Genomic DNA, 12,508 nt, shown 5'->3' with positions numbered 1-12,508 from the left:
TGGGCCGTGCGCACTTCCGCTTAATCATCGGCCTCGGCCGCTCGCGAACGGTTTACCTGCGCCGGCGGAAAATGACAGGTAAAGGTACTGCCATGCCCCAGCACGCTGCTGATTTCCAGGCGGGCCCGATGGCGCAGCAGCACATGCTTGACGATGGCCAGGCCCAGCCCGGTGCCGCCGGTGTTGGAGTTGCGGCTGGAGTCGACACGGTAGAAGCGTTCGGTCAGGCGCGGCAGGTGCTTGGCGTCGATACCGATACCCGAGTCCTGCACACTCAGGTGCGCGCCGTGCTCGTCGGCCCACCAGCGAATGCGGATATTGCCCTTGTCCTGGGTGTACTTCACCGCGTTGAACACCAGGTTGGAGAATGCACTGCGCAATTCGCCTTCACTGCCCTTGAGCAATACGGTTGGGTCGGCCTCCAGCGTGATCTGCTGCCCGCGTTCGCCCGAGAGGGCCTGGGCATCGTTCTTGATCGTCTGCAACAGGCTCTGCACCGCCACGGGGTGGTTGTCCGAGGGGTAGTCCGTGGCTTCAAGCTTGGCCAGCAACAGCAGGTCGTTAAGCAGGGTTTGCATGCGCGAGCCTTGCACCTGCATCTGCTGCAGGGCGCGGCTCCAACGCGGGTTGATCTCATCGACATTGTCCAGCAACGTCTCCAGGTAGCCGCAGATCACCGTCAACGGCGTGCGCAGCTCATGGGAAACGTTGGCGACGAAGTCTTTGCGCATCTGTTCCAGCTGGTGGATACGGGTCACATCACGTACCAGCATCAAGTGCTCGTTGTTGCCGTAGCGAGTCAGGTACAGCTGGATGCGCACGCGGTCGTTGGTGGGCGAGGGGATTTCCAGGGCTTCTTCGTAGTTGTCCTGCTCGAAGTATTCCTTGAAGCGTGGGTGACGCACCAGGTTGGTCACCGGCTGGCCGCTGTCCTGGGGCGTCTTGAGGCCCAGCAGGGTCTCGGCGGCACGGTTCCACCATTCCAGGTTGCCGTCGCTGTCGAGCATGATCACCGCGTCCTTGAGCGCTGCGGTGGACTCCTGCACCCGGTCGATCACCGCTTGCAGGCGCCCGCGTACCCGTTGGTCGCGGCGTTGCAGGTGGTAGATGCTGTCGAACACCTCGCCCCACAGGCCATAGCCATCGGGGGGGGCCTCATCGGGTTTGTGCTGGCGCAGCCATTCATGCAGGCGCAGCAATTGTTTGAGGGTCCAGCCCAGGTACAACGCGATGCCGGCGGCCAGGCTCCAGCCGTAGTAGCCGCTGACCAGCCCCACCAACAGGCAGCCGGTGACCAGCAAGAGCATGTGGCGGATGAGGGTGCCATGCCAGTTTTGGTTCAAGGTGCGTCCTTCGGAGCAGTTTCAAGTTTCAAGCTGCAAGCTCCAAGCTTAAGCAGTCCCGCTTTTAACTTGCGGCTTGTGGCTGATTGCTCAACCTTTGGTAGAAAACCGATAGCCGGTACCGCGCACGGTTTGTACCAGATTCTCGTACGCATCGCCCAAGGCTTTGCGCAGGCGGCGGATATGCACGTCCACAGTGCGCTCTTCCACATAGACGTTGCCGCCCCATACCTGGTCGAGCAGTTGGCCGCGGGTGTAGGCGCGCTCCTGGTGAGTCATGAAGAATTGCAGCAAGCGGTATTCGGTCGGCCCCATCTCCGCAGGCTTGCCGTCGATGGTCACGCGGTGGCTGATCGGGTCCAGGATCAAGCCGTCGACTTCGATAGGCGCTTCGCCATCGGTCGGGCCGGCGCGGCGCAGCACGGCTTTGAGGCGCGCCACCAGTTCCCGTGGGGAAAACGGCTTGGTGATGTAGTCATCGGCACCGACTTCCAGGCCCTGGATCTTGTTGTCCTCTTCGCCCTTGGCGGTGAGCATGATGATCGGGATATCCCCGGTCAGCTCGTCACGCTTGAGACGGCGGGCCAATTCGATGCCCGAGGTGCCGGGCAGCATCCAGTCGAGCAGGATCAGGTCCGGCTTGCGGTCGACGATAATGGCGTGGGCCTGCTGGGAGTTCTCCGCCTCCAGGCAGTCATAGCCGGCCATTTCCAACGCGACGGCGATCATTTCGCGAATGGGCGCTTCGTCGTCAACGATCAGAATGCTCCTGCCAACCATGCTCAATCCTCTTGTCATTTAACTGTCTTGCGCCGCATTAGATAACGGAATTATTGCAGTCGTGTGACAGTAATTTAGTCGCTTGGGCAATTAACGGCACTCTGGACTACCCTTTGGGTCCGAATCCTGACAACCACAAAAGGAAGGTTCCGATGACTTACAGCACTGTTTCCTGGAAAGCCCTGCTGGTATCTGCGGTGTTGGCGCTGCCTGGACTGGCGTTTGCGGCAGAGCCGGCGATGACCAAAGACGGGATGTTGGTGGATCACAAGGGAATGACGCTCTACACCTTCGACAAGGACGCTGATGGCAAATCAGTGTGCAAGGACCAGTGCGCGACCAACTGGCCACCGCTGAAGGCAGAGTCCACCGACACCAAGACCGGTGATTGGACGGTGATCACCCGCGACGACCAGACCAGCCAGTGGGCCTATAAAGGCAAGCCTGTCTACACCTACAAGGAAGACACGAAAGCCGGTGACAAGACCGGTGATGGCAAGGGTAGCGTCTGGCACATCATCAAGCCTTAAGTCTGCGGCGCTGCTGAGTCCATCGAGGGCAAGCCCCTCCCACATTTTTTTGATGTGTGAATACAATCAAAATGTGGGAGCTGGCTTGCCTGCGATGGCGCCCCAACAATCACCACAGAATCCTCAGCGAACAGCGTAATCCACCACGATCCCGACAAAAATCGCCAACCCCGCCCAGTGATTATGCAAGAACGCCTTGAAGCACTTCATGCGGTCCCTGTCTCGTGTGTACCAGAACTCCCAGACAAAACAGCCCGCTGCCGCCAGCAACCCCAGGTGGAACCACCCGCCTAGCTCGAACCGTGCGCCGGCCAGCAACAGGCACGCCAGCGCCAGGCCTTGCAGGGTGAGGATGATCACGCGGTCAGCGTCACCGAACAGAATGGCGGTGGATTTCACCCCGATCTTCAAGTCGTCATCGCGGTCGGTCATGGCGTAATAGGTGTCGTAGCCCACCGTCCACAACAGGTTGGCGATGTACAGCAGCCACGCGGTGGCAGGCAAATGGCCGGTCTCGGCGGTAAACGCCATCGGCATGCCCCAGGAAAACGCTGCGCCCAGCACCACTTGGGGGTAATAGGTGTAGCGCTTCATGAACGGGTAGCTTGCCGCCAGTGCGAGGCCGCCCAGGGACAGCAGGATGGTGCTGGCGTTGGTCAGCAGCACCAGCAGGAAACTGATGCCCATCAGCACGGCAAAAAACACCAGCGCTTCCTTCGAACTGATCTTGCCGCTCACCAGCGGTCGTTGCTCGGTGCGTTTCACATGGCCATCGACCTTGCGGTCGGCCCAGTCATTGATCACGCAGCCGCCGGCCCGGGTGAGTACCACGCCCAGCACGAAAATCACGATATTGATCAGCGACGGCGAACCCTTGCCGGCGATCCACAGGGCCCACAGTGTCGGCCACAGCAGCAGGTAGATGCCGATGGGCTTGTCCATGCGCGTCAGCTGAATGAAATCCCAGGCCCTGGGGTTCAGGCGGTTCAAGGACTTGAGCAGACGTTGGTACATCAGCAGTTCTCCGGATGATCATGTAGCGCGTGCCAGAAACTCGGCAGGAAGACTTCCGCCACCAGCACGCTCAGCGCCCCGCGGTCGAAGCGCGAGCGGCGCGCCCAAAGATTATCGGCCTGGTCCGCTGTCGGCAGCCAGGCACGGGGGTAGTGACACACTTCAATGGCCTGGCGGGTAAAGGCGCGGTCGCAGAACAGCAACTCGCCCAGCGAGCGGCTGCCCAGCTCGTCCATGTGCAGCCCGTCGCCCTGCAAGGCACTGCGGGCCGCCACGCTGCGGGCGAACACCCAAGGCTGGTCGTGCCCGCGCAAATACACCTCGCGTACCCAACCGATACTGGCCGGCGGCAGGTCCAGGGCGGCGCATTCGTCGTCGCGCAACGGTTGCCAGCCTTCGAACAGCGGCGTCACGCTGAAACCCTCGTTGGACAGCCACGTCAGCCGTCGCGTCAGCGAGCCTTCGTCAAACAGCCAGTTGAGGATCAAGGGCGTGGGCAAGGGGCTCAGAAGGCTCTGGGTCAGCCATTGGCAAGCATCGGGAAGGGCGATTGAGTGCGGCACGGTGAGTCAGTATTGGCAGCAAAAGAGGCGGCGAGCTTACCATGGCACCCTGGGCTTTTGCCGTGCCAAACCCGTCGTTTGCGTCGAACATGCTTGCATCTGCCGGCCCCGATCAGTACAAAACGCCCTGAGCCGCGCGGCAACGCTGGATCCAACGACCGCCGGCCAACACGCCTGAACCTGAGGAAGCATGTAATGAAGAAGTGGCAATGTATCGTCTGTGGCCTTATCTATAACGAAGCGGACGGCTGGCCGGATGACGGTATTGCACCAGGCACTCTGTGGCAGGACGTCCCGGAAGACTGGCTGTGCCCGGACTGCGGCGTGGGTAAGTCGGACTTCGAAATGATCGAAATCGCGTAATCCCGAATTTAAGAAACGTACTACAAGGAGAAAGGAATGAACGCACCTGTCGTGATCATCGGCACAGGATTGGCCGGTTACAACGTCGCCCGGGAGTTTCGCAAGCTCGACAGCGAGACCCCGTTGCTGCTGATCACTGCCGATGACGGACGCTCCTACTCCAAGCCCATGCTCTCCACCGGCTTTGGCAAGAACAAGGAAGCCGATGGCCTGAGCATGGCCGAACCCGGCGCCATGGCCGAGCAACTCAAGGCCCAGGTGCGCACCCATACGCGCATCAGCGGCATCGACCCAGGCCACAAACGCCTGTGGATCGGCGAGGAAGCGGTGACCTACCGCGACCTGGTCCTGGCCTGGGGCGCAGAAACCGTGCGCGTACCGGTCGAAGGCGATGCGGCTGAGCTGATTTTCCCGATCAACGACCTGGAAGACTACGCGCGCTTTCGCGCTGCCGCTGCCGGCAAACGGCGCGTGCTGCTGCTTGGCGCTGGCCTGATCGGCTGTGAGTTTGCCAATGATCTGATCCTGGGCGGCTATGAAATCGACCTGGTCGCGCCGTGTGAGCAAGTCATGCCGACCCTGCTGCACCCGGCGGCAGCCGCAGCGGTGCAAGCCGGGCTGGAAGGCATCGGCGCGCGTTTCCACCTGGGCCCGGTGCTCAATCGCCTGCAACGCACGGCTGGTGGCCTTGAAGCGCACCTGTCGGACGGTGAAGTGATCCACTGTGACCTGGTGGTGTCTGCCATTGGCCTGCGCCCGCGTGTAGACCTGGCCGCAGCGGCCGGCCTGCAAATCAACCGCGGGATCATGGTGGACCGCCACCTCAAGACCTCCCACGCCAATATCTATGCCCTGGGCGACTGCGCCGAGGTGGATGGCCTGAACCTGTTGTACGTGATGCCGCTGATGAGCTGCGCCCGTGCCCTGGCGCAAACCCTGGCCGGCAATGCCACGGCGGTGAGCTATGGACCGATGCCCATCACCGTGAAAACCCCGGTGTGCCCGCTGGTGGTCTCACCTGCACCACGAGGCACTGAAGGCGTCTGGAGTGTCGAAGGGCAGGGTGCCGACATCAAGGCCCTGTGCCGCGATGCCAGCGGCCGCCTGCTGGGTTACGCACTGACTGGCAGCGCTGTCATGGAAAAACTGGCGCTGAACAAAGACCTTCCGCCGTTACTGGCGTAAATACCACCCGTTCTGTCGCAAACATCACGTTCATACCCCGAGAAAGGCCGCCGCGAGACTGGCGCGGCGCCCGAGGGCATGCCATCCTCACTCCCGTCTGCCGCAGAGTAGAGCCTGCGGCGCCTTGGCGCTGCTCCACCAGAGAGCAGCACGGACATAACAACAAAAAACCGTCAAAGAGGCTTCACATATGCGTAAACCAGATCTCGCAGCCGCCATCGCTGAAAAAGCCGATCTCACCAAAGAACAGGCCAACCGCGTCCTCAACGCCGTCCTCGAAGAAATCACCGGCGCCCTGCACCGCAAGGACAGCGTCACCCTGGTCGGCTTCGGCACTTTCCTGCAACGTCACCGCGGCGCCCGCACCGGCAAAAACCCGCAAACCGGTGAGCCAGTGAAAATCAAGGCGAGTAACACCGTAGCGTTCAAGCCGGGCAAGTCGCTCAAAGACAGCGTCAACCCGTAAGTTAAGCGGTACCGTCTCGAAGGGAGGCGGGGCGGTAAAGAAGATGGGCACGCCGACTGGGTCGGGTGCCCATTTTTTGTTGGGTGCTGATGCGTATGCCAGATTAAGCCAGCTCGCCTAATCGCATTTTCAGAGCGTCGATTTGTTCCTCCACTGCGTTGATAACATCGGCGCTGTCGCCCCACCTATCAAGAAACCCCCATTCGTCATTGGGCGGATCAATCAGTTGGGTCAGTATTGAAATAGCCTGCTCGATCAGGGGTTTGAGTTGTGCCAGATATTCAGCTGGCCATATATAGGGGTTGCCTAGGGTTTGTAATAGATAACAGGCAGCCCTAAAGGCGTCATAACGTTCTTCAGCGGGATCAAACTGGCTGATTTCGTTGATCAAGACCGCGAAATTTTGTTGTTTTCAGAACTCCTGAAACCAGTCCGCGGCTTCATCGTTTTCCCAAGGGTTGTAATTCCAGGCGCCCATTTTTGACTCCTTAGCCACATTTTCCGAAACGTGATGGTTTAGATTTTTCTGTTGCGACCCAGTTGGAATGGTTAAAGGTGACGGATTTATTTGATCGATTTAAATTAAATAATCTGCCCACCTTTTGCAGTTTTTAATAAACTGGGGTCCCGATCATCAGGAATTTTTAATTCAGAGCTGCCCTAACGTTTCTTAAGTTGCCTGAAGAAGCGCAATAAACTGTTTGGTGAACTCAGGCCCTTCGTACTCTTCAAGATTCTTGATATTGAAGAGCGCGCCTCGTTGCGTTGTGAGTTTTTGAAGGCGGCGTTTCAATAGCTTATTGATCTGATTGTCTGGCTCAGAGGTAATTGATGCAAGCGCTTTACGGGCGCGATCTGACACGTCTTTGAAAAAAACGTGCTGGATATCTGCGGGGGGAATAATCTGCGCAAGGTCACAGTTTTGAAATGTTACCCAATCCAATTTGCATAATTCAAAATCAACAAGAAGGGGGGTGTTGGGCGGTTCGGATATAAAACTCACCTCTTGTAATTTTCCCGAAAACTTGAGGTTGTTGATTTTGTTGGCATTGAACGAGTTGTCAATGATCTTGCACTGGGTAAATAGGCAGTTGCTGAATTCGCAATCTTTCAAAGACGCTTCTCGAAAGTTGCACCTTATGAAAGTGCAGTTCTCGAATTTGCTGTTGCTGAAGCCTGAAGCCTGAAAGTCAACCGTCTTGAAGTGACAATGGGCTAATAAGGTCTTATTGAAAAATCTTGAACCGGAAAAATCACTTTTCTCAAAGCTGCAGCTCTCCAATATACATTGATCGAAAATCGGATCGGAGAGATTCGCATCTTTTAATTTACAATCGATGATCCGTTCTTTTTCAAAACGCGTTTTTTTAGGTAACACGAGCCCGTCCTGGTGTATGCCGGACAGCACGAATGATGGTATTTTGTCATTCACCATAATATTCCTTCATAACCATTGCCCCAGTCCCCATAACGCCGCTGATGCGTGCCTCTTTTCCAATCAGCCTTAGTCGTGAGGTCCCACCAGGTTTTAGTTTTAGTTTCATACACATCGGGAAGACGTTGTCCTGATTTCGATACCTCCAGGTGTCCCAATGATGGATCATTTTTTACTCTGGTTTTGAAGTTTGCATCAATTCTCTGTCCTACGTAACGGCGATAGCGAGAGCGTGCTTGTCCTAGATCGCCTCGATCATAGGCTCGTTTCACCGCTGCTCTTTGTCTCGGGGTCAACGACCTTTGGGGGTTACTGTAGACAGCCTTCTTCGCCGCATTGGCGTGGGCTTGAAGCTTAGCAGTAGTTGAGCCACAAGGTGCCCATCCCAACGGATCGATCCATCCCGAGGGGTTCGGAGAATACTGATAGAGGTTAAAACCTCCTGCTAGCCCGACAGGGTCCGGCGTTGTAAAGCGCCCCACGTCGGGATCATAAAACCGGAATGTATTAAAATGCAGCCCCGTCTCTCGATCCAGATACTGCCCTTGGAATCGTAGATTTTGCTCTTCAATGTAATGTGGCTCCCGCACCTCTTCCAAGGTATTGCCCCACACCTGATAAGTCGCACGCCAGGTAATTTGCCCATCGGCCTCGGTCAGTCGCTCCGGCAGTCCGTTAAGATCATTGTGGTAGTAGCGGGTTTTTTGCAGGGGGCCGATGCCGTCGATCCGGGCCAGGGGCACGTAGCTTTCACCTTCGTATAGATACAGACTGGTCTGGCTGTGTTTGAACTCCTGCAACAGACGTAAACCATCCCAGGTGAAACTCGTCTGGCCCAACGGGCGGCCATTGTAATCATGCTCGGTTTTTTCGATCCGCCGCCCTAGGGGGTCATAGGTCATTCTGACCACGTGGCCGCTCTCATTTCGCACTTCAACCAGCCGGCTTTCCGCATCGTAGGCAAAGCGCTGCAAGCCACGAGCAGAGCTGCGCTTTTCGATCATTCGTCCTAAAGCATCATAGGCATACCGTTTGTCTTGATAGACGAGCAGGCGATTATGTCGTATGAGACCACCTTGATTTGGGCGGTCCAGCAGATTGGCGGCAGCGTCATAGGCATATGTTTCGGTCCGGCCAACCTGGTGGCTTAAAAGGATTCGGTCGGTGCTGTCGTAACCCAGATGTTCTTGATGATCATGTTGGTGGTTTATACGACGTCGCCCGATCAGGTTGTCACTGGGGTCGAAGCTATAGTCCGTCTCGACCAGGGGAGGCAACTGCCAAGGCTGGTCAATGCTGCGACGCTGTCGTGAGCGAACCCTGCCACTTCGGTCGTATGCGGTACTCGTTTTGATTTGGCCCTGGGTACGCTGTACTTCGCGATGCAAGCGATCACGATCAAAGTCGCTGATGACTTTTCCATCGATGTTCAACTGATGCAGGTGGCCGCTACCGTAGTACAGCCTGTTCAACCATCGACCGTCGGGCAAGCCGGTTTGGACCAGGTTTCCCAGCTCGTCGTAACGATGCTGCACAGACCCTGCCGAGCTTTGCTCCTCAAGCAGTTGCCCTAGCGCGTCATAGCTGAAACCGAGTAGCTGCTGACGGCCATCAAGGGCGGTGAAGGTGACACCGACCAACTGGTCGTTCAGGTCATGTTCATAGACCGTGGTGCCGTCGGCGGTGGTTTTACTGACCAGGCGGCCAACAGGATCGCGCTGAAACTGGTGCGACAACGGCGCTACCGGCTCGCCCTCTGTTCCCGGTAGATAGTCCACGGCAACTATATCGTCCAGTGAATCGTAGGTGTAGCAGCGCCGGCTTTGATCCAGATCCTGCTGCTGCACCATGCGGTCGGCTGCGTCCCACTCAAAGCGATAGCTCTCGCCATTCTCGTTGGTCAGCTTGCGTAGTCGTCCGTAGGCATCATGATCGAACATCACCGAACGGTTATGCGCATCCCAACGTTGTTTGACCAAGCCGCGAACGTCATAGTCATAGCGTGTGGTGCTGCCGGCAGGGTCAACGTGGGCAGTCAGATAACCATTTGCGCTACGCTGGAACAGTTCGACGCGGCCATCTGGAAGCTGGCATTCCATTAGTAGCCCCTGAGGACCGTACCGGTAGCGTACCGATTCACCTTCGGCATTGGTCTGCACCACCAGATTTCCAAACTCGTCGTATTGATAACGGGTCGGATAACCCGAGCAATCTACTTCTTCGACCAGTTGGCTCCACACGTTCCAATGCAACGTTCTGGTTTTTCCGGTTGCATCGATGACTTCTACGGGCTGACCAAAACCGTCATAGACGTAACAAGTACGGTTACCCAGTGGGTCGACTTCCTCGATACAGTTGCCACGCTGGTCGTAGCGGTAATGCCAGCTATTGCCCGCCGGGTCGGTTTCCACCTGCGGCAACGCCCAGTGCTCAAGCCATTGTGTGTTGCGGCTCCGAGCCAGTGGATCGGTCACGTTACTCAGGTTTCCGGACTCGTCATAACTAAAGCACCACTGACCCTCGTGAGGATCAATGGCGCCGAACAGTTGGCGATCTTGATTCCAGTCGAATTGCCAGGCATGGCCTAAGTTATCGACGTAACGAGTGATTTGATATTGCGGGTTCCAATGCCGTGTACTGACTCGCATCAGACCATCGGTCACACGGGTAATGCCAGCATCCAGATCGTAGTCAAAGCTGTATTCATCACCACCATCTGTCCAGTGGCGGCTCACACGCCACTCCTCACCGTATGGCCCAGACACAGCGGCCCATTGGTAGAAGCAGCGCAGGCCACTCGGCAATTGGTGTTCGACCATTCGCCGAGCATTGTCATAAACAAAGCGCCGAGCGGTTATACCTTGCCTGTCTAAAACTTCAATGAGGTCGCCGTTACTGTCGTAGCGGTAACTGACGAGTACATCACTGCGGGCCTCGAAATGCTCTGGGCGCAGGTAACGCCGCTCGATGTAGGCTACACGCCGAGGGTGTTCGGCCGAGTAGTTCAGTTCTACGTGCATCAAATCATGGGTGTCGCGCAGGCGATGCAGCCGTCCCTGATTGTCGTAATCGAGGAAGATCCGCCCTTCATTGCGATCCCCCAGCAGTTGCAGACGCATTCGAGAGCGGTTCTGCGGGTCGAATTCGAAGAGCCGATACAGGCCGTCGGTACTCTCGATCAAGACCGCTGCGTCACCACTGCGCCTGACCGCAAGACCTTCGACTGGGTCGAATGCTCCGCCGGACGCAGGGATGTAGCCGATCTCCAGGCGCCGTCCCTGTTCATCGATATAAAACAAGTTTTCGTCTTTATCGATCTCGACCGATACCTCATAGGCAACGCTCCAGCCCGCCCCAAATAGACCGTCGATCCGTGTGTCGAGACTGCTGTAGAACCGCTGCCAATCGATGGGAAACAGGCCCGGAAGCACGAAATCCAGTTCATCCTCATCACCTAGAATTTTGGCGCCGGTCGCACTGTGTACGGGGTTGGGGGAGCCGTTCATGGCGCTCTTAAGCGCAGAGGTTATCTTGCTGGTGCCATAGGAAACTCCAGCCCCTACCACCACACTGCCGAACAGGCAGGGCAGTTTGCTCCAAAAGCACTTCACATTGCCGCGTAGCATCAACAAGGCAGTAATCGCCAGCCCCACCCCCGGCGTTTTCCCGCTACGAATCTCCTGCACCACAATGGTCTCACCACCAATGCGCACATCCGGCGAAATCAGGCCCTGGGCGGTGCCGATCTTGGCGTCACAGGTACTACGATCCCCGCTGCGCGCGGCAGGCTGCCCGTTGATGAACACCGAGCTGGAACCTTCGGCAATAAACTGCAGGGGCATGGGCGGATGCTTGTTGCATGCCACGGTGTCCAGCGGGCACGGCTCGGTGCCGGGGGCGGGCGAGGCGACGGTCGGGCGCCACATCTGCGAGAAAAACTCTCCGGCCATATCCAGGAAGCTTGGTGCTGCCGGCTCGCTGGGCGCGACCGGTACAGCGGTCATCTTACCGGCTGCGCGGGCGGCCTTTTTGCCATTGATAAACACATTGTGCGAGCCGCTGGTGATGAACGCATCGATTACTGGCGGGAACACCCAGTTGGCGGCGGACTCGCACCAACTGGATATTTTCAAGTCAGCCCCCGTGAGCCCAGCGGTGATGCCGACGACCGCGCCCACCACCAACACCAGTGCCACACCGCCGGTGGCAATGGTCGCACCGGTCGCGAGGAACACCGCCCCGGCTACGGCCAGGCAGCCCACGGTAGTGATCGCCGCATAGGCGGCCACTTCCAGCACACCGCCGAGAATGTCGGCCATCACCGAGGTGTGCAGCAGTGCGTCGCCTTCGCGGGCGGCCCAAAGGTCCTCACTCATTGCTCAGGCTCGACTCAAGGCGTGGCAAGGAAGTTGAGTGTGCTTTTCAGCGTTGCCCAGTGCGCCGCCTCGGCCGGGCCCAGGGGCTGGGCCTTGACGTAACTGAGGGCGATCAAGCGACGTGTGCCCGGTATCTGCATGGCCAGCTGATATTGGTAAATGTTGTCGCTGCCTTTGCTGAAGTGGTTCTGCACTTCAAACGCGTCGATGTCCTGCGCTGGACCGACCTTGACCGCTTGCGCCGGGGAATAGCGAAGGTCCTGGACCTGCTGTTCGAGTTTTTTCAACTGGCCTTCGAAATTGGTTTGCAGGCTCTCGCCATCGGCCAAGGGGCTGCGGCTCACCACCAGGGTAGTGCTCAGCTTGGCGAACTTGAGGATATTGATCGAGGTGTCCTGTACCTCGGCGTCGGGCAGGGTGAATTGGGCTTCGTTGATCAGGTAGTTCATGGTG

Annotated in this window: 12 protein-coding genes; 4 read left to right on the top strand and 8 right to left on the bottom strand. The window is 57.7% G+C overall.

Annotated elements, in window-relative coordinates; translation table 11 throughout:
• Positions 1 to 20: 20 nt before the first annotated feature.
• Together phoR and phoB are read right to left on the bottom strand one after the other, a co-directional pair.
• A complete protein-coding gene (phoR, locus tag CLM72_RS27935; protein ID WP_256595426.1) occupies positions 21 to 1,307 on the bottom strand; it encodes a phosphate regulon sensor histidine kinase PhoR in 1,287 nt (428 codons plus the stop codon).
• Positions 1,308 to 1,433: 126 nt separating this feature from the next.
• A complete protein-coding gene (gene phoB / locus CLM72_RS27930; protein WP_003195617.1) occupies positions 1,434 to 2,123 on the bottom strand; it encodes a phosphate regulon transcriptional regulator PhoB in 690 nt (229 codons plus the stop codon).
• A 152-nt stretch (positions 2,124 to 2,275) separates the two neighbouring features.
• On the opposite strand from phoB, the gene CLM72_RS27925 reads away from it, so the two are divergent.
• Entirely contained in the window at positions 2,276 to 2,653 is a 378-nt protein-coding gene (locus tag CLM72_RS27925; RefSeq protein WP_105228983.1) for a hypothetical protein, read from the top strand.
• Positions 2,654 to 2,776: 123 nt separating this feature from the next.
• Here the strand turns inward: CLM72_RS27925 and ubiA are convergent, their stop codons facing one another.
• Together ubiA and CLM72_RS27915 are read right to left on the bottom strand one after the other, a co-directional pair.
• Positions 2,777 to 3,667 carry a 4-hydroxybenzoate octaprenyltransferase gene (gene ubiA, locus CLM72_RS27920; protein ID WP_014720511.1) on the bottom strand — a complete coding sequence of 297 codons (891 nt, stop codon included), beginning with the start codon at positions 3,665 to 3,667 and terminating at the stop codon, positions 2,777 to 2,779.
• Complete coding sequence (locus tag CLM72_RS27915) at positions 3,667 to 4,230, bottom strand: chorismate lyase (RefSeq protein WP_105228982.1); 564 nt, start codon at positions 4,228 to 4,230, stop codon at positions 3,667 to 3,669. The genes ubiA and CLM72_RS27915 overlap by 1 nt, the downstream gene beginning before the upstream one ends.
• A 195-nt stretch (positions 4,231 to 4,425) precedes the next feature.
• On the opposite strand from CLM72_RS27915, the gene CLM72_RS27910 reads away from it, so the two are divergent.
• The 3 genes from CLM72_RS27910 (at position 4,426) to CLM72_RS27900 (ending at position 6,244) form a co-directional block, all read left to right on the top strand.
• Entirely contained in the window at positions 4,426 to 4,593 is a 168-nt protein-coding gene (locus tag CLM72_RS27910) for a rubredoxin (RefSeq protein WP_014720509.1), read from the top strand.
• A gap of 36 nt (positions 4,594 to 4,629) precedes the next feature.
• Positions 4,630 to 5,778, top strand: a complete 1,149-nt coding sequence (locus CLM72_RS27905) for an NAD(P)/FAD-dependent oxidoreductase (RefSeq protein ID WP_105228981.1) — start codon at positions 4,630 to 4,632, stop codon at positions 5,776 to 5,778.
• Between the two features lie 190 nt (positions 5,779 to 5,968).
• The gene (locus CLM72_RS27900) at positions 5,969 to 6,244 is read left to right on the top strand and encodes an HU family DNA-binding protein (protein WP_003195589.1); all 276 of its coding nucleotides are present in this window, start codon (positions 5,969 to 5,971) and stop codon (positions 6,242 to 6,244) included.
• A gap of 103 nt (positions 6,245 to 6,347) precedes the next feature.
• On the opposite strand, the gene CLM72_RS27895 is transcribed toward CLM72_RS27900, so the two are convergent.
• The 4 genes from CLM72_RS27895 to CLM72_RS27880 all read right to left on the bottom strand — a co-directional run bounded on the left by CLM72_RS27895 (position 6,348) and on the right by CLM72_RS27880 (position 12,504).
• The gene (locus CLM72_RS27895; protein WP_213153144.1) at positions 6,348 to 6,635 is read right to left on the bottom strand and encodes a hypothetical protein; all 288 of its coding nucleotides are present in this window, start codon (positions 6,633 to 6,635) and stop codon (positions 6,348 to 6,350) included.
• A gap of 279 nt (positions 6,636 to 6,914) precedes the next feature.
• The gene (locus CLM72_RS27890; RefSeq protein ID WP_177430946.1) at positions 6,915 to 7,676 is read right to left on the bottom strand and encodes a pentapeptide repeat-containing protein; all 762 of its coding nucleotides are present in this window, start codon (positions 7,674 to 7,676) and stop codon (positions 6,915 to 6,917) included.
• Positions 7,673 to 12,055: an RHS repeat-associated core domain-containing protein gene (locus tag CLM72_RS27885; RefSeq protein WP_105228979.1), complete on the bottom strand. Its 4,383-nt coding sequence runs from the start codon at positions 12,053 to 12,055 to the stop codon at positions 7,673 to 7,675. The genes CLM72_RS27890 and CLM72_RS27885 overlap by 4 nt, the downstream gene beginning before the upstream one ends.
• 14 nt (positions 12,056 to 12,069) lie before the next feature.
• On the bottom strand, positions 12,070 to 12,504 hold the full coding sequence (locus CLM72_RS27880) for a DcrB-related protein (protein WP_105228978.1): 435 nt from the start codon (positions 12,502 to 12,504) through the stop codon (positions 12,070 to 12,072).
• Between the last annotated feature and the right edge of the window lie 4 nt (positions 12,505 to 12,508).

Origin of the sequence: Pseudomonas sp. MYb193 (assembly GCF_002966775.1) — a bacterium.
In the GTDB taxonomy this organism is placed as follows: Bacteria; Pseudomonadota; Gammaproteobacteria; order Pseudomonadales; family Pseudomonadaceae; genus Aquipseudomonas; species Aquipseudomonas paracarnis.
Note: the sequence above shows the minus strand (reverse complement) of the source record. Positions and strands in the feature narration are given on the sequence as shown.

Bases quoted from the DNA above. Each gene is read 5' to 3' on its own strand.
- phoR (WP_256595426.1), bottom strand. From the start codon at position 1,307: ATGCTCTTGCTGGTCACCGGCTGCCTGTTGGTGGGGCTGGTCAGCGGC.
- phoB (WP_003195617.1), bottom strand. From the start codon at position 2,123: ATGGTTGGCAGGAGCATTCTGATCGTTGACGACGAAGCGCCCATTCGC.
- CLM72_RS27925 (WP_105228983.1), top strand. From the start codon at position 2,276: ATGACTTACAGCACTGTTTCCTGGAAAGCCCTGCTGGTATCTGCGGTG.
- ubiA (WP_014720511.1), bottom strand. From the start codon at position 3,667: ATGTACCAACGTCTGCTCAAGTCCTTGAACCGCCTGAACCCCAGGGCC.
- CLM72_RS27910 (WP_014720509.1), top strand. From the start codon at position 4,426: ATGAAGAAGTGGCAATGTATCGTCTGTGGCCTTATCTATAACGAAGCG.
- CLM72_RS27905 (WP_105228981.1), top strand. From the start codon at position 4,630: ATGAACGCACCTGTCGTGATCATCGGCACAGGATTGGCCGGTTACAAC.
- CLM72_RS27900 (WP_003195589.1), top strand. From the start codon at position 5,969: ATGCGTAAACCAGATCTCGCAGCCGCCATCGCTGAAAAAGCCGATCTC.
- CLM72_RS27885 (WP_105228979.1), bottom strand. From the start codon at position 12,055: ATGAGTGAGGACCTTTGGGCCGCCCGCGAAGGCGACGCACTGCTGCAC.
- CLM72_RS27880 (WP_105228978.1), bottom strand. From the start codon at position 12,504: ATGAACTACCTGATCAACGAAGCCCAATTCACCCTGCCCGACGCCGAG.